The organism is Bradyrhizobium sp. P5_C11_2, assembly GCF_054049755.1.
Genome location: NZ_JBFULT010000104.1, coordinates 1 through 15,857, shown reverse-complemented (window position 1 = coordinate 15,857; position 15,857 = coordinate 1). Strand labels below are relative to the sequence as shown.

At 63.3% G+C, this 15,857-nt stretch carries 16 protein-coding genes and 1 pseudogene; 6 read left to right on the top strand and 11 right to left on the bottom strand.

Going from position 1 to position 15,857, the window contains the following annotated elements; genetic code table 11:
• From ACXJL8_RS13100 to ACXJL8_RS13080, 5 genes and pseudogenes are all read left to right on the top strand, one after another.
• Window positions 1–1,237, top strand: a pseudogene (locus ACXJL8_RS13100) (hypothetical protein); the annotation flags it as partial.
• Window positions 1,238–1,330: 93 nt separating this feature from the next.
• A complete protein-coding gene (locus tag ACXJL8_RS13095) occupies window positions 1,331–2,374 on the top strand; it encodes a TAXI family TRAP transporter solute-binding subunit (RefSeq protein WP_456624341.1) in 1,044 nt (347 codons plus the stop codon).
• A complete protein-coding gene (locus ACXJL8_RS13090; RefSeq protein ID WP_456624340.1) occupies window positions 2,371–2,991 on the top strand; it encodes a hypothetical protein in 621 nt (206 codons plus the stop codon). The genes ACXJL8_RS13095 and ACXJL8_RS13090 overlap by 4 nt, the downstream gene beginning before the upstream one ends.
• A 36-nt stretch (window positions 2,992–3,027) precedes the next feature.
• A complete protein-coding gene (locus tag ACXJL8_RS13085; RefSeq protein WP_456624339.1) occupies window positions 3,028–3,627 on the top strand; it encodes a DsrE family protein in 600 nt (199 codons plus the stop codon).
• Window positions 3,628–4,117: 490 nt separating this feature from the next.
• On the top strand, window positions 4,118–4,240 hold the full coding sequence (locus ACXJL8_RS13080; protein ID WP_456624338.1) for a hypothetical protein: 123 nt from the start codon (window positions 4,118–4,120) through the stop codon (window positions 4,238–4,240).
• Window positions 4,241–4,267: 27 nt separating this feature from the next.
• On the opposite strand, the gene ACXJL8_RS13075 is transcribed toward ACXJL8_RS13080, so the two are convergent.
• The 10 genes from ACXJL8_RS13075 to ACXJL8_RS13030 all read right to left on the bottom strand — a co-directional run bounded on the left by ACXJL8_RS13075 (window position 4,268) and on the right by ACXJL8_RS13030 (window position 13,437).
• A complete protein-coding gene (locus tag ACXJL8_RS13075) occupies window positions 4,268–5,281 on the bottom strand; it encodes a formate dehydrogenase subunit gamma (RefSeq protein WP_456624337.1) in 1,014 nt (337 codons plus the stop codon).
• Between the two features lie 41 nt (window positions 5,282–5,322).
• Entirely contained in the window at window positions 5,323–5,919 is a 597-nt protein-coding gene (gene fdh3B / locus ACXJL8_RS13070; RefSeq protein ID WP_456624336.1) for a formate dehydrogenase FDH3 subunit beta, read from the bottom strand.
• A 12-nt stretch (window positions 5,920–5,931) separates the two neighbouring features.
• The gene (locus ACXJL8_RS13065; protein WP_456685080.1) at window positions 5,932–8,874 is read right to left on the bottom strand and encodes a formate dehydrogenase subunit alpha; all 2,943 of its coding nucleotides are present in this window, start codon (window positions 8,872–8,874) and stop codon (window positions 5,932–5,934) included.
• A 2-nt stretch (window positions 8,875–8,876) separates the two neighbouring features.
• Complete coding sequence (locus ACXJL8_RS13060) at window positions 8,877–9,095, bottom strand: twin-arginine translocation signal domain-containing protein (RefSeq protein ID WP_456623968.1); 219 nt, start codon at window positions 9,093–9,095, stop codon at window positions 8,877–8,879.
• Between the two features lie 29 nt (window positions 9,096–9,124).
• On the bottom strand, window positions 9,125–9,886 hold the full coding sequence (locus ACXJL8_RS13055; protein WP_456623969.1) for a Cro/CI family transcriptional regulator: 762 nt from the start codon (window positions 9,884–9,886) through the stop codon (window positions 9,125–9,127).
• Between the two features lie 132 nt (window positions 9,887–10,018).
• Complete coding sequence (locus tag ACXJL8_RS13050; protein WP_456623970.1) at window positions 10,019–10,642, bottom strand: DUF3306 domain-containing protein; 624 nt, start codon at window positions 10,640–10,642, stop codon at window positions 10,019–10,021.
• Window positions 10,639–11,154, bottom strand: coding sequence for a DUF3305 domain-containing protein (locus ACXJL8_RS13045; protein ID WP_456623971.1), 516 nt, complete (start codon window positions 11,152–11,154; stop codon window positions 10,639–10,641). Before ACXJL8_RS13045 ends, ACXJL8_RS13050 begins: the two co-directional genes overlap by 4 nt.
• A complete protein-coding gene (locus tag ACXJL8_RS13040) occupies window positions 11,151–12,158 on the bottom strand; it encodes a DUF6352 family protein (protein ID WP_456623972.1) in 1,008 nt (335 codons plus the stop codon). Before ACXJL8_RS13040 ends, ACXJL8_RS13045 begins: the two co-directional genes overlap by 4 nt.
• Window positions 12,155–12,694 (bottom strand): DUF6505 family protein, encoded by a 540-nt coding sequence (locus ACXJL8_RS13035; protein WP_456623973.1) that lies wholly within the window; start codon window positions 12,692–12,694, stop codon window positions 12,155–12,157. Before ACXJL8_RS13035 ends, ACXJL8_RS13040 begins: the two co-directional genes overlap by 4 nt.
• Window positions 12,691–13,437, bottom strand: a complete 747-nt coding sequence (locus ACXJL8_RS13030) for a biotin/lipoate--protein ligase family protein (RefSeq protein ID WP_456685082.1) — start codon at window positions 13,435–13,437, stop codon at window positions 12,691–12,693. The genes ACXJL8_RS13035 and ACXJL8_RS13030 overlap by 4 nt, the downstream gene beginning before the upstream one ends.
• A gap of 150 nt (window positions 13,438–13,587) precedes the next feature.
• On the opposite strand from ACXJL8_RS13030, the gene ACXJL8_RS13025 reads away from it, so the two are divergent.
• A complete protein-coding gene (locus tag ACXJL8_RS13025) occupies window positions 13,588–15,558 on the top strand; it encodes a 4Fe-4S binding protein (protein WP_456685081.1) in 1,971 nt (656 codons plus the stop codon).
• Window positions 15,559–15,578: 20 nt separating this feature from the next.
• On the opposite strand, the gene ACXJL8_RS13020 is transcribed toward ACXJL8_RS13025, so the two are convergent.
• On the bottom strand, window positions 15,579–15,857 hold a 279-nt coding region (locus ACXJL8_RS13020; protein ID WP_456685079.1), incomplete at its 5' end, for a c-type cytochrome.

Here is a 15,857-nt window from a genome sequence, read left to right as displayed (position 1 = left end):
TGCGGCAAAGGCGAGCGACGAGGTCGCCCTGCTGAAGCAGGCCGCGGAAGGTAAYTCYGTAGARTTGMAGAAATCGCTGCARCAGGAGCGAGATCGGGCCGGCCGGCTGGAGCAGGCGCTTGCRGYCGCGCAWCGSGATGTYGAGACTCAGACAGCACTCGCGACAAGGGCGGGTGACGAGGTCGCCCTGCTGAAGCGGGCAGCGGAAGGCGGTTTCGCGGTGTTGCAGAACTCCCTGCAACAGGAGCGGGATCGGACCGGCCAGCTGGAGCAAGCGCTTGCGGCTGCGCGACGCGAGATCGACGCGCGGACCGCGCTGGCGGCAAAGGCGAACGACGAGGTTGCCAGGCTGACGCAGGCAGCAAAAGCCGGCGCCGCGGAGCAGACACGATCGTTTCAGAAGGAGCACGAGAGGGCCGATGCGCTGGCGCAGGATCTCTCGATGGCACGCAGCAAGATCTACGCTTACGAAGCTCAAGCGGCCAAAGCCAATGAGGAAGCGGCACAGCACAAACAGGCGGAGGCGAGCGATACCGCCTCCTTGGGGCAATCGCAGCAACGGGAGCGCGAGCGGACCGAGCAGCTGGCCCGGGATCTCGCAAAAGCAAGCAGCGATCTCGACGCGCAGACCGAGCGAGCATCCAAGGCGAGTGAGGAAGTCCTACGGATCAAGCAGGCCGGAGAGCGAGACTCGGCCGAGCTGCGCAGCTTGTTGCTGCGTGAACGCGAACGGGCCGAGGGACTGGAACGGGATCTCGCATTGGCGCGTCAAGACAAGGGCGCGCTTTTGGCAAAAATTTCCCCCGCTGCGTCTCCGCTGGCTGCCGCTGGCAAGCCCGCGCGCGACGAGCCGCTGTCAGCGCCGGCACGGCCAATCCAAAGCCAGCGTGTCCAAGACAAGCCGGTCCAAGACCAGGCCATAGCGGCGCGCAGCCAGGGCGATGCACCGGTCAAACCTAACGACGGGGTGCAAGCGGCGAGATTGATCACGCGCGCAAGCGTACTGCTTGAACAGGGAAACATCGGCGCCGCGCGGATCGTGCTGGAGCGCGCCGTAGAGATGGGCAGCGCGCAAGCAAGTTTCGCGCTCGCGGAAACCTACGATCCGCTGATCCTTCCAAATTTTCGAACGTATGGAACGCAAGGCGATCTCACTAAAGCGCGAACTCTCTATGCGCGGGCCGAAGCTGGAGGAATCAAGGAGGCGAAGGCGCGATTCGAAGCGCTGCGTCGATAGCACAGTCTTGTGCGGCGACGTTCCAAGCCAGCAATGCGCCATCAAGGATCGAAGGCGCCGACACGGATGCAGCATGTGTAGAGGAGTTGGTCGATGAAAAGGCCTATCGGATTGCGTCGGCTGCTCCTGCTCGCGGCGTTCGTACCATTGCTCCTGCCCATTCAGCCCTGGGCAGCTGCGCGACCGCAGGACAATCGGCCTCACAAGGTTCGTCTGACACGGCCTGAGCCGCCGCAGCCGAGGCCTGAAGTGATTTCCATGAACGCCTGGACTGTCGGCCTGGCCGGAGGTCTTCTCGAGGGCGCGCCGATCCGTCTGGCAGCGGAGATCGCGCGCGTGGTCGACGATGGGGACAACCTGCATGTTCTGCCGGTCGTCACACGCGGGGCCACGGAGAACGTGAATTCCCTGCTCTATTTGCGCGGCATCGATGCGGCGATCATCAATTCCGACGCGCTCGAGGAATACAAGAGCCAGGTGCCGGACATCCAGCGACGAATTGCGTATATCCTGAATCTGTTCCCGTCCGAGCTACAGATATTCGTTCGACCCGAAATTCAGAGTTTGAACGACCTCGCCGGCAAGAAGGTCAACTTCAACAACCAGGGCACTGCTGCGGCCTATTCAGGGCCGCTGATCTTCAGCCGCCTCAATATCGAGGTGGAAAAAACGTTCATTCCGCACCAGGTGGCGCTCGAGCAGATGCGCAAAGGCGAAATGGCAGCCGTCGTCTTCATTACATCGAAGCCGGTGGATGCTTTCGTGCGGGGCCGATGGGAGCCAGGTTTCAAGTTCCTGCCTGTCCCGTACGAGAGCAAGTTCGAGGATTACTATCTTCCCGCCTCTCTCGACGCGACCGATTATCCCAACCTGATCAAGCAGGGCGAACGGATTTCGACGATCGCCGTGCCGACCGCTCTGGTCGCCTTCAATTGGCCGGCCAGTTCGAACCGCTCTGAGCGCGTCGCGCGCTTCATCGATCACCTGTTCTCCCGGGTCGACAGGTTGCAGGGGCCCGGTTTCGATCCGAAGTGGAAATCCATCAACCTCGCCGCGACGGTTCCGGGTCTCACGCGCGTCCCTGCGGCGCAAGCGTGGCTGGATCGCCAGCCCCGCGCAACACAAGCATCGCAATGAAACGCGCCGCTATCCTTCTTCTTGTTGCACTCGGGGGGACAGGCGGCATTGCGTTGGCCCAGGATCCCATGACGCAGCTCCGTTCCTGCCTTCAGAAGGACCACGCGGAGCGCCTGGCGTGCCTGAATAAATTGACGCGCACCATCGCGCCTCGGCAGCGCCTGACGCCCGAAGACGACTGGATCGTCAGCCAGACGACCTCGCCGATAGACTACTCACCGATCGCAACCGCTACGACATCGTCGCGCAGTGGGGCCGGCGAGCCCGTGATGCAGTTATCGATTCGCTGTCGCGGCGGCCGGACCGAGCTGGTCCTCGGGGGGCCCGACATCTCCCGCGGAGGCGGTGACGATACAATTTCCTATCGCGTCAATGATAATCCGGCGATGCAGGTCGCAGCGGCCGTGCCGGCATTCGGTCCTGGCGTCGCGTTCGGCGGGGATGTTGTTCGCCTGGTGCAGTCGCTTCCGGACAGCGGGGACTTTATTGTCCTGCTCTCATCGCGGGGCGGGGCTGCCCATGACGGAACGTTTGCCCTCGCCGGCCTGGACGCGGTGCGCGCGAAGATGGCCGCGGCGTGCAAATGGCCGCGCGCGATCGCGACACCAAATCATTGATGGTATGCAGATGATTTTCTTCGATGGAGGTGGATAATGATCAGGTTTCAACATATTGCCAAAACGGTCGCGATGGCAGCGATCGCCGTTCTGGTTTCCGCATCGTTTTCGGCGGCGGAACAGGGTGGAAAATACTGGACGCCGGCAGACGGGCAACCAGTCCCGCATAAGGCGAGCCATGCGAGGCAACACGTGGCGAAGCCGACGACGGCGACGCGGAAACAGTCCGCGTTTGCCCGCATGGAGGATTCGGCCGCATCGAAGAAACGGGAACATCATTTGATCCTGCAGGTGAATACCAACGACCCGGCAGCGATGAATCTCGCGCTCAACAACGCAACCAATGTGGCGCAATATTACAAGGACGCTGGCGAGAAGGTGAAGATCGAGGTCGTCACGTTCGGGCCCGGCCTGCACATGCTGCGTGAAGACACCTCGCCGGTAAAGGCGCGCATCGAGGAGATGGCCTTGAGCACGCCCGAGGTTTCGTTCAAGGCCTGCGGCAACACCCAGGAGAAAATGCGGAAGGCCGAGAACAAGGACGTACCGATTGTTCGGCAGGCGGAGGTCGTGAAGTCGGGCGTCGTGCGGGTGATGGAATTGCAGGAGATGGGCTGGACCTACGTCAAACCGTAAGCCGGCCATGTCAGGATCGGCCCAAACCAACCCCAGGTTTCCACCGGGGTCGCGCATTCAGGTCAAGCCCACAGCTGGCCCTCGCTTGGCTGGAAAGACCGGGAGGGTGATTGGCGTTGGATACTATCCGAAGAGTCTCCGTGTGGTTCTCGACGGATCGAAGGCTCCGATTACCCTGCATGCAGACTATGTGGTGGCGATTGATGCGTGAATCGACCATCCACGGTCGGATTGATGGACGGCGGCTCCGGTATGGGCAAGAAGATCACCGATTGTGATTCGATGTCTGTCGACGAGCTTTTGGCTCTTCATTTCGGTAGAACGTTCTGCGTTTTGTGATTACCGTCTCCGGGCCTTCGTGGGTATTGTTTTGCTGACCAGCCAGTGGTCGGATGCTCTGACCGTGAACCGTCATCCCTCCATCGTTCGCCAGGCGTGCGAACGATCTGTCGGGATCCCGTTCGTCAGACCAACTCTGTAGAGGATCCGAATGAAAGCCTTCCTGCTCGCCTGCGTGACGGCCGTCGTGATCGCGGCAGCCTCGGCTGCGGTACTTGGCACCATCCAGGAACCCGTCGCACAGGCCTTTTCGACAACAGGCGTGCGTCTCTAGGGAGCCGCAAAGGGCCGGTCTCCGCCCCTACTCCGCCGCGGAGGCTGCGTGGCGCGGCTTTGGTTGACTGCCGTTCGGCCCCGTGCGCGCCATTTCCTCGTCCAACCACTGGCTGTGGTGCTCGCGCGCCCAGTTGACGTCTACCTCGCCGGAGCCCATGGCCTCGAACGCTCCCTCCATGCCGATCGTACCGATGTAAATGTGCGCCAGCATCACGGCGATGAATAGAACCCCGACGATGGCATGAGCGATCTGAGCCGTCTGCATGCCCTCAATTCCCGTGACGTAGAACGGGAACATGAGGATGTAGCCGCTGGCGGCGACCAGTCCGCCGCCGATCACGACGATCCAGTAGATCGCCTTCTGGCCGGCATTGAAGCGATCGGCTGGCGGATGATCATGGCCAACGATGCCGCCTCCCCGTTTGACCCAATCAATATCCATCCTGTTCGGGATGTTGCCGGCGATCCACATCAGAAAGATCAGCACCACGCCGATCGTGAAGGGGAAGCTCAGGTAGTTGTGCGCGTATTTCGCCCACTGGGACCATTCGGAGAATGCTTCAAAACCGACGAGCGGGAGCAGCAGCGGCCGGCCGAAGGTTATGTTCAGGCCGGAAATCGCCAGAATGATGAAGCAGGTCGCCGTCATCCAGTGCACGAACCGCTCATAGATATTGAAGCGCACGATGGTGCGACCAGACCGACCGCCTTCGAGACGGACCATACCGCGCGCCAAATAGAAGATCACGAGCACCGCAATCATGCCGAGAATGGCAACGCCGCCGATCCAGCGCAGTGTGACGTTACGGAATTCGCGCCAGTCGCGCCCCGCCGGCTGCATGAGCACACCGGAACGCTGGTCGGGAATACTGACACGGCCTTGGATCCGGTCCATCTCCTGAAGCAACTGCCGCTCATTGACAGAGCTTGCCGTCGGGTTGATCTGCTGCGCGCCTGCCGGCATCGGCACCGCCATGAGCAACACGAGCAAAGCGCACGCGCCGACTATCAGACCAATGACTCTCGCAAATGAGCTCATAACTCCTCCCTGGTCGTGCGCGCCCTCACCGAAGCCGCAACTCAGGACCCGATCGTCTCGCGATAAGCCGTCTTCCAGCCCCATGCGCCTGAGCCGTAGCCCCGTTTCATGACGCGCTCCTTGTAGATTTGAGCAATGATCTCGCCGTCCCCGGCGAGCAGCGACTTGGTCGAGCACATCTCGGCGCAGAGCGGCAGCTTGCCCTCGGCAAGCCGGTTCGCGCCATATTTCTCGTATTCCTCCTTGCTGCCGTCGGCCTCCGGACCTCCGGCGCAATATGTGCATTTGTCCATCTTTCCGCGCGAGCCGAAATTGCCGATCTTCGGATATTGCGGCGCGCCGAACGGACAGGCGTAAAAGCAATAACCGCAACCGATGCAAAGATCCTTGGAGTGCAGCACCACGCCATCGGCGGTGGTGTAGAAGCAATTCACCGGGCACACGGCGGCGCAGGGTGCATCGGTGCAATGCATGCAAGCCATCGAAACCGAGCGCTCGCCAGGCTTGCCATCATTGATGGTGACGACGCGGCGCCGGTTGATGCCCCAGGGCACCTCGTGCTCGTTCTTGCAGGCTGTCACGCAGGCGTTGCACTCGATGCAACGGTCGGCGTCGCAGAGAAATTTCATACGTGCCATCGTCGTTGCTCCTTACGCCGCCGCGATCTGGCAGAGAGTAACCTTGGTCTCCTGCATGTTCGTCGCGGGATCGTATCCATAGGTGGTGATCGTGTTGGCGCTTTCGCCGAGCACGATCGGATCGGTGCCCTTGGGGTAGTTGCCGCGCAGATCCTTGCCTGCGAGCCAACCGCCGAAGTGGAAGGGCATCCAGGCCACGCCCTTGCCGACACGCTCGGTGACGAGCGCCTTCATCCTGGCCCGGGAACTATTCTCCGCGCCGGTGACCCAGACCCAGCCGCCGTCCCTGACGCCGCGCTCGCTCGCATCGGCGGGATTGATCTCGATGAACATGTCCTGCTGCAATTCGGCGAGCCAGGGATTGGTCCGCGTCTCCTCGCCGCCGCCTTCGTACTCGACCAACCGGCCGGACGAGAGGATGAGCGGAAACTGTTTGGCAATTCCCTTCTCCACCGCGGCCTTCTGCACGGAGAAGCCGATATTGGGCACTCGGAACTGCTTGGCATCGGGCAACGTCGGGTATTTGGCGACCAGATCGACGCGCGGCGTGTAGATCGGCTCGCGRTGAACTGGAATGGGATCTGGCAGGCCGAACGCATTCATGCGCGCCTTGCCGTTGCCGTAGGGAACGCAGCCATGCGCCAGCGCCACGCGCTGGATACCGCCCGAAAGATCGAGCGACCACGACACGGTGTCCGGAGTGGCCGGATTGATCTTGTTGATTGTCGCCATCTCGGCTTCCGTGAGCTCCGTGTCCCAGCCAAGCTTCTTCAGGACCGCCAGAGTGAATTCCGGATAACCGTCCTCGATCGCCGAACCCTTTGAGTACGAGCCGTCTGCGAGCAGGCTTACTTTCCGCGTCGTGCCGTCCGGCAGCTTCTCTTCGCGCTCGACGCCGAAACGCGGCCGGAACGTGCCGCCGCCATCCATCACGTGCAGGTTGGTGTTGTAGAGCAGCGGCGTGCCGGGATGCTTGACTTCGGGCGATCCCCAGCACGGCCAGGGCAGGCCGTAATAGTCACCGCCCACCTCGGGATCGTCCTTGGGCGCCCGCATCGTCAGCATGTCGAACTTCGCCTGGTTCTTCATATGCGCCTTGAGGCGCTCGGGCGATTGCCCGCAATAGCCGGTCGACCAGCTGCCGCGGTTCATCTCACGCAGCACATCCTCAGCCTCAGGCAGATTGTTTTCGAGCTTGATGTTCTTGAACATCTTGTCGGCGAAACCGAACTTCTTCGCCAGGAGATAGATGATCTCGAGATCGTCCTTCGACTCGAAAATCGGCTTCACGATTTGGTCGCCCCATTGCAGCGAGCGATTCGACGCAACCCGCGAACCCTTGCACTCGAATTGCGTGGCAACCGGGAGAATGTAAACTCCATCCTTGCGTCCTGCCTCGACCGCGAGCGAGGCCCAGGTCGTCGGATGCGGGTCGGCGATGACGAGCAATTCAAGGGCCTTCAGGCCGTTCAGGGATTCGGGAATGCGGGTGATGCTGTTGGAAGCGTGTCCCTGCACGAACACCGCCCGCACATTGTCCTTTTGCGCGATCTGATCTTTCGGCAGCRTCACCGCTTCGAACCAGCGGGTCAGCGGAATGCCGGGGGTCTCCATGATCTGCTTGGAATCGAAGCGCGACTTCAGGAAGTCATAGTCGACCTCCCAAACCCGCGACCAGTGCTTCCAGGCGCCTTCGGCGAGGCCGTAGTAGAACGGCAGCGTGACGATATCGAGCCCGACGTCGGTCGCGCCTTGCACGTTGTCGTGGCCACGGAAGATGTTGGCGCCCATGCCCGCGCCGCCGACATTGCCGGTCATCAGCAGCAGAATGCAACTGGCCCGTACGTTCGCGGTGCCGACAGTCTTCTGGGTCTGGCCCATGGCCCAGATCAGTGTTGACGGCTTTTCGGTGGCAAACATCTTGGCGACGCGCTTGAGCTGCTCGCCGGGAATGCCGGTGACGCGCTCGACTTCTTCCGGATTCCACTTCTCCACTTCTTTCCGGAGATCGTCGAACCCATAGACCCGCTGTCGGATGAACTCCTTGTCCTCCCAACCGTTCTGGAGGATGTGCCACATCATGCCGTACAGCACCGGGATGTCGGTGCCCGGCCGCATCCGCACATATTCGGTCGCGTGTGCCGCGGTTCGCGTCAGGCGCGGGTCGATGACGACAAAGTTGGCCTTTTGCAGCTCCTTGCCCTCGAGCAGATGCTGCAACGATACAGGGTGCGCCTCGGCTGGATTGCCGCCCATGATGACCTGGGTCTTGGCATTGCGGATATCATTGAAACTGTTCGTCATCGCGCCGTAGCCCCAGGTGTTGGCCACGCCGGTGACGGTGGTCGAATGGCAGATGCGCGCCTGATGGTCGGTGTTATTGGTTCCCCAGAACGCGCCGAGCTTGCGGAACAGATAGGCGCCTTCGTTGGTCATCTTGGCCGAACCGAGCCAATAGATGGAATCGGGGCCAGACTTCTCGCGCATGTCCAGGAGCTTGTCGCCGATCTCGTTGATCGCGGTCTCCCAGGAGACACGCGTCCACTGCCCGCCCACGAGCTTCATCGGATAGCGCAACCGCCGCTCGCTGTGCACGAGCTCGCGCACGGAAGCGCCCTTGGCACAATGCGACCCGCGATTGATCGGGGAATCCCAGCTCGGCTCCTGGCCGATCCACACGCCGTTCAACACCTCAGCGGTCACGGTGCATCCGACGGAACAATGCGTGCAGATGCTCTTGCGGACGGTGGCGCCCGCGGTGAGCGGCCCCGCGGCGGCCGCCTCCGCCTTGCGCACGCTGCCGACAGGGATGGTGCCGAGCGCTGCGAGCGCGCCGCCGGCAAGACCGGATTTGCGCAGGAAGCTGCGGCGGTCGAGGCCGCAGGCCTGACCTGCAAGGGACTCGGCCGCGGAACCATGGCGCAGGGAACGGTGGTTTGCTCGCTTGATCAGCACGGTCAACCTCCCTTAGCCGGATAACGATTGACGCGATAGAAGGCTTTGACGTGATCGGTTTCCTTGTAGCGCGCCTTTCGCTTCTCATCGTTGTTTTCGCTATCAGCCTGCGCGGACCCGACCAGCGGTGTCGCGAGAGAGGCGCCGGCGCCAACCGTGCCGATGCCGACCTTGCGAAGGAAATCGCGGCGCCCAACGGTGGCTTTTTTGTCTTCACTCATCGCATCCCTCCAGGACCAGCATGTGCTGGTCAGTCGGCGAATGTGAATGCTTCCGTCTCGATCTCGATAAACAGGCGGCCGAGCGCGCCGACCGCGCGATAGAAGGTGGCGCCCTCCGCGCCCTCCATGTCGGCGAACAGACGACCGATCCAGCACGCGACGTGCTTCTCGAAAAAGGCGCGCTGCGCATCCGCCGGCGCCTCGAATTGTCCGCTCGCGAAACCGGACATGATCTCGCACACGATCGCCGCATGATCCTCAGGCTCGGAATTATGGGCGACACGCTCGATGCCGAGCGTGGCAAGGTCTGCGCGCAGACGCGACAGAGGCCGCTCGTTGAGAAAGCCGGTCAGAGAGTAGGAAGCGTAGGGCAGCAGTTCGCCACGCCCGAGGCCCACGAACAGTTCAAAATATTCGCGTTCGAGCCGCGCTGGGACCGCGCGAGCGGCGGCTTGCGCGAGCGCAGCATGCGCGCGGCCGAGCGGCGTCGCATCTGCGCTCAATGCGGCGAGTTGATTGAGCAGTCTCTTCGATGGCGCTGAGGACAGAAGCGTGGCAAGCAGTGCGTATTCCTGGGCACGCGCCGCATCGATGGGGTCGATCGGTTCGGAGTAGAGATCGGGCCGCAACTGATCGCGCGACACGCCGGTTGCCGCCTCGACTGCAATCACCCGTTGTACAGGCACCTTGACCCAGTTCGAAACGGAAGGCTGGCTGATGCCGATCTTGCGCGCAAGCTCCGCAACGCCGCCTACGGCGTCAATGGCGCGATCAAGCCCTTCGTCACGCACGTGGACCTCCCATCAAAGTCCCGTCTGCCTGATTATTGCTTTTGTTACAAAGAACTAGCCAAGCGTAGTCCCGGCTCCGAGAACGGTCAACGCTGATCGCATAGCCGCAGGCTATAGCCTTTGGTAGAGCATCTAGGACGGCAGTGCGCCGCCATGCGTGCGGCGGCGCACGACGATGGTTTCGGCTTCGGTGTCTCTGGCTATGGTCGGTTGCGGTGCAACAGCGGCCGGCATGGACTGCGTCCCGGCAGATCCGTCTTCCGCGTCCGCAACCGTTGAAGGTTCCGCCTGCCGCCATTCTGGAGAAGAATCCTCGGGTTCGGCACGTGGATCCGGCAGCGTTTGCGCCGCCTTGCGCACGCCGCCGACGATGCGGTCAACGAGTGCGGCCAGATCTGCTTCGGAACAGTCCAGCGGTCCAAAGCCCGGCATCGCGTTCGGGTCGTTGAAGTCCCAGGCGTTCTCGGCGAGCCCGACGAAGTCACGAATGGCGGCATCGGCGCTCCATGCGCGACGAAGCGCCGCACGTGTCAGCTCTGGTGGGATTCCCTTGCGCAGGAAGGCGGTCATGTCCGTTGCCGAGGTGATCTGATCGATCGACGGCAGGCTCGATAGATCAGGCTCGGGCGCGGTTTCCTCAACCGCAGGCGGCGGCGACGGCACCTCGTCGTGCACTCCCGGCTCAGGAGACGCGGCGCTCGCCTTTGCCTCCTGCTTGCGGCGGGCCCAGCGTGCCAGAAATCTGTCCTCGCTCATTCGTGTCCGCCTTCATGCTGACGGCGCGCCAACGCCTCGGGATCGGTTTGCCGTCGCTCGCGCTTGAAGAACTCGCGCTCGACGTGGTGCTCGGCCGTGAACCGTTCAACCACCTCGCGCAACATCTCGGGCATGGCGACCGCCTCGACCAGATTGGCGCCGGCCTCGGTAAACGCCTCCCCTTCCGCGGGATCCGCAGTGACGGCAGCGATCGAATAGGGCCAAGGCCCCTCCGCAGGCGCCAGCACGATCCAGATGCTCGGACCGCCTGATGCGAAATTGTCGCGATATCGTGCAGTCTCGGACGGATAGAGATCGACCGTGGCACTGCCGACATAGAACAAGGTCGTCCCGTGCTCCTCGCGAAGAACGGTCCAGGGCTTTGTGTCCGGCTCGTCCGGCAGCACGGCGACGCCTCGCCAGACGAAATCGACCCAGGGCGAGTCCGCCTGGCGCCGTTCGACCACGACGCCGACGGGAATGCGAACCAATGGCAGCGCGGCGGCGTTCACGTCACCATCTCCAAATGTTTGATCGGCAGGCCGATCAGGAGATTCTGCGGTTTCATCCGGACCTTCCGGTCAGGCGTCATGGCCAGGATAAGATAGACGGGCTCTCCCCGCACCTCTTCCATTGCCTGACCACTGTCCGCAAGTGTCAGCCGAAACAGCGCGAGCACGCGGCCGGCGCTGCGTTCGTCGAGTTCCTCGCCGGACCAGAGACGGTCGCCGAGCCTGGTGGCGTCGGCATCGAGCCCGACATACCAGGTGAGCCGCACATCGTGCATCTCGCGCAGCGGCGAGATGGTAACGTCGGTTCCGAGCAGATGGGAGATCCAACGCGCCATCGCGTGAGCCAGCGCCGCCGGCCCTCGACCGCCAGCCGTGAGGTCAAACGCCATGTCGAACTGGTCGCTCCGCCGCCAATAGCCGTCGGCGGTCTCCTCGCTCATGACATCGAGCTGGGCATCATGCGTTGCGCCCAGCATCGACATCAGCGACAGCACCGGCGTCGGATTTCGTCCCCCGACAATCTCTTCGTCGCCCAGCAGCAAGGCCTGCTCGTGTGGAAGAATCCGCTGCGGGCGGAAGAATAATTCCGCGGCGCGCAGCACGAAGGGGTCGTCACAGGCGTCGAGCGCGTTGCGCAGGATCACGTGTACGAGCTGGTTGACGAACAGCGGCGGCAGGTCGCTTCTGCGTGAGCGGACAATTTCAAGATAGGCCGCTTCCAGCGTCGGATGTCGCAACAGGAGATCGCGAAAGGCCAGCACGAACTGCCAGTTCTCCCGGGCATCCTCGTCAGCGATCCCGGCAAGTTCCTCGATGCCCACCGGAAGGCGCGGAGTGGCGAGTAGCTCCCGGTGCACCCGGCGCTCGAGCGGGCACGCATCGTCCGGCGGCATCAGCTCGGGACGGGCAAAGTACGCCTTCAGGAATTCGTCTGTCACGCAGAGCCCACCGCTCTCGTTACGATCGAGCAGATGGTGGCCGCAGGCAATCCAGAAGTCATTCATCGGCGCCGCAACTCCTTGCTCAAATCCCCACGGTCGAGATCGCCGTCCGGTTCGGCGTCATTTTCGACCTCCATGAATGAGAATGCCCTGCCGTGGCCCTGCCCCTCCCGCAACTGCAGCCTCCGGAACGTCTCGCGGACCTCGCCGTCGCCGGTGGTGCGGTGCACCGCAATGAGCGAGCTGATCGGATGCGTGCAGAGCGATTGCACAAAGACAATTTCTTCTTCCGCGGCTGCCTGCGCGGTCGCGATGTCCGGCGCACCGAGGCGGTCGACAAGTTGCTTGGCAAGCAGGTCGACCAGCGTCCGACAATCATCCTCCGTCGCTGGAACGATCTGTACCAGCGTCGACCAGCCCCAGGATTGGACACCGAGAAAGCCGCTGCGGAAGGCCACGCGTGCCTTTCCGCTCAGCGTCGCCGGATCCTGGTCGCAGAAACAGAAGGCGCCGGACACAGCCCATTCGCCAGGCTCGGCCGGCACATCGAACACAAAGGTGTCGGACGGATCGAGTGCGATGGTGCGCAACAATTTCACGCGCGCGGCCCTCCAAGCTTCGGATCAAGCCAGGTCGGCGTCGCGAGAGCCTTCACCAGTTCGCGCCGCCCAGTCCTGTTCGTGCCGATGCGGCGCGTCACCAGATCCCCGCGATCATCGATCCGCTGAAGCGCTTGCCGCTCGCGTGGCACCCGGCTGAGATAGTCGCGGGCGATGCCGTCGAAGCCATCCACGCGCCAACCATCGATCACCCGCATCAGGTGACGGGCAAAGCTCTCGGTCACCTGCACGGCGCCCGCCTCGCCAAATCCCTCCTGGTCCAACGCGGAGACCAGCGGATGAATGCCCGGTTCCTGGTCCGTCATCGCGACGGTCCGGATCATGGCGCCGAACACAAGCCAGGCGGGCGGCGCGTCCTCGCTTGCCGATGATGGCCATCCCATTCGCCCGCCGCCAACCACCGCCCCGTCGATCCTGACCACGTCAGGCCAGTCGATCGCCACCGCCTYGTTCGGCGGCGCATAGGCGCGAAGTGCGTCGGTGAGAGCCACCATGCCGGCGTAGAAGGCGCGTCGCGCGCCGCGCAAGGGCTCGCCCGGCTCAAGCACCACGGCGAACTCGGCGAGGTCGAACCGCCCGACATGGACCAGCGTGCCGGCGCCACTCTCGGGTGCAATGCGGCAAGCATGGGCAAAGGCGTCGCCACTCTCGCGCAGCCGGACGAGCGTGAACGGCGGCGGCAGACGGATCGGCTCCGCCAGGAAAACGTGGCTGGTTGGGATCGACGGCAAGCCGTCCTCCGCATTCCATTTCTTCCCAATTGGGAATATCTATACGAGGCGATGGGTCGGCGCGAGTCCGCCCTCATTGTCGGAGAGGTTAACCTGGAGCAACCAGCGAAGACCGTCCTGATCTGCTCGTGCGAAGACACGATGCGCCTCGACACGGCGGCCATCCGGCTTGGATGTCCCAACTGCAACATCACGAGCTTTCGCCATCTCTGCGGCGCCGAGATTGATCATTTCCGCAGCGCGGCAGCGGCAAGCGGTCCGCTGACCGTGGCTTGCACGCAGCAGGCGGCACAGTTTACCGACGAGGCCGGCGATCGGCCTGACGGGATCGCCTTCGCCAACATCCGCGAGACGGCGGGCTGGGCGCGCGACGGCGCTCAAGCGGGCCCAAAGATGGCGGCGCTGCTTGCCGCAGCGTCCGTCGCCACTCCGGACTATCCGCTCGTCACCCTGTCGAGCGACGGCGTCATCCTGATCTATGGGCGCGACGAGGCGGCGATCGAGGCGGGCCAGCTGCTGGCCGACCATCTCGACGTGACGGTCATGCTGAAGCGGCCGCAAGACATTACGCCGCCCCCGGCGACGGTCTTCCCGATCGTGACGGGAACGATCCGCAACGCGAAGGGCCATTTCGGCGCCTTCGAGCTCACGATCGACGACTACGCCCGCCCCCGCCCTTCCTCGCGCGATCGATTCATCTTCGAGGCGCCACGCAATGGCGCGACATCCCGCTGCGACATCCTGCTGGATCTATCCGGCGGCATGCCTCTATTTCCCGCCCATGACCTGCGGGACGGATACCTGCGCGCCGATCCCGGCGATCCGGCCAGCATGCTTCGCGCCGTGCTGAAAGCGCGCGATCTGGTAGGAAGCTTTGACAAGCCGAAATACGTCAACTTCACTGCCGAGCTTTGTGCGCATTCGCGCTCAGAGCGCACCGGCTGCCATCGGTGCCTGGATTTGTGTCCGACGGGCGCGATCACGCCGGCCGGCGATCATGTCGCCGTCAATGCGGAAGTCTGCGCCGGATGCGGTCAGTGCGCTGCGGCCTGTCCGACCGGCGCAGCCTCTTATGCTTTGCCGCCCGCCGACACGCAGCTGCACCAACTCCGCGCGATGCTGCTGACCTATCATGACGCCGGCGGCGCCCAGCCCGTGCTGCTGTTTCATGACAGACAGCACGGCGACCCGCTGATCGATGCGCTGGCCCGCCATGGTGACGGCTTGCCGGCGAATGTGCTGCCCTTCGCGGCGAACGAAGTGACACAACTCGGTCTCGAGGCCGTCGTGGCAGCCTTCGCCTATGGCGTGGCTGCCGTGCGCTTTCTGTTGCGGGGCAGACCTCTTCACGATCTGGCCGGACTTTCGCAAACCATTGTCATGGCCGATGCCATCCTCACCGGACTCGGATTTGCCGGTCGCCGCGTCGCGACCATAGAGACGGACGACCCCGATGCGCTCGGTGCAGCATTGCGGGCGATCGAGCCGCTCGCAACCGTCAGTCAGCCCGCAACATTCCGGACCGTCGGCAAGCGGCGCGATCTGCTTCGATTTGCCCTTGGCGAACTGCACCGCATAGCCCCGAGCCCAAGGGACGTGATTGCACTGCCCGAGGGCGCCCCTCTTGGCGCCGTCAGCGTCAACATCGAGGGCTGCACGTTGTGCCTGTCCTGCGTTTCGGTCTGTCCGACCGGCGCATTGCGCGATGATCCCGAGCGTCCCATCCTCAAATTCGTCGAGGATGCCTGCGTGCAATGCGGCTTGTGCCAAGGCACCTGCCCCGAAAAGGTGATCACGCTGAAGCCGCAGATCGACTTCCGCGCCTCTCGTGCCCCGGCCCGGGTGATCAAGGAGGAAGAGCCCGCGCTATGCGTCCGATGCGGCAAGCCGTTTGGCGTCAAGAGCACGATCGATCGTGTCACGGCGAAGCTCKAAGGCCGGCACTGGATGTACCCGGCCGGCGACAAGCGGCTCGACGCGCTCAGGATGTGTGCCGACTGCCGGGTCATCGCCATGAGCGAGCAGCAGTTCGATCCGTTCGCCGGCGCCCCCGAGCGTGCACCGCCGCGGACGACCGACGATTATTTGCGCCAGCGAGACACCAAGAACTAGAGTGCTGTATCGGCAATGGGCTATTTCACGGTCGCGCGGGCCAGAAAATCCGTGAGCGCCCGGCGATCTTCGGCAGAGCCGATGCGCTGCTCCGGCATCTTGGTGCCGGGCGTATAGGCATTCGGACCGATCTCGAACAATCGTGCGACCGTCTCGGGCGTCCATACGATGCCCATCGTCCTGAGTGCGTCGGAAAAGCGATAGCCCGGCAGCGACGCGATCCTTCGGCCGTACAATCCCGCCAATGTCGGCCCGGCGCGCTGCGTTTCCTTCTCCGACAACGTGTGACAGGCCACGCA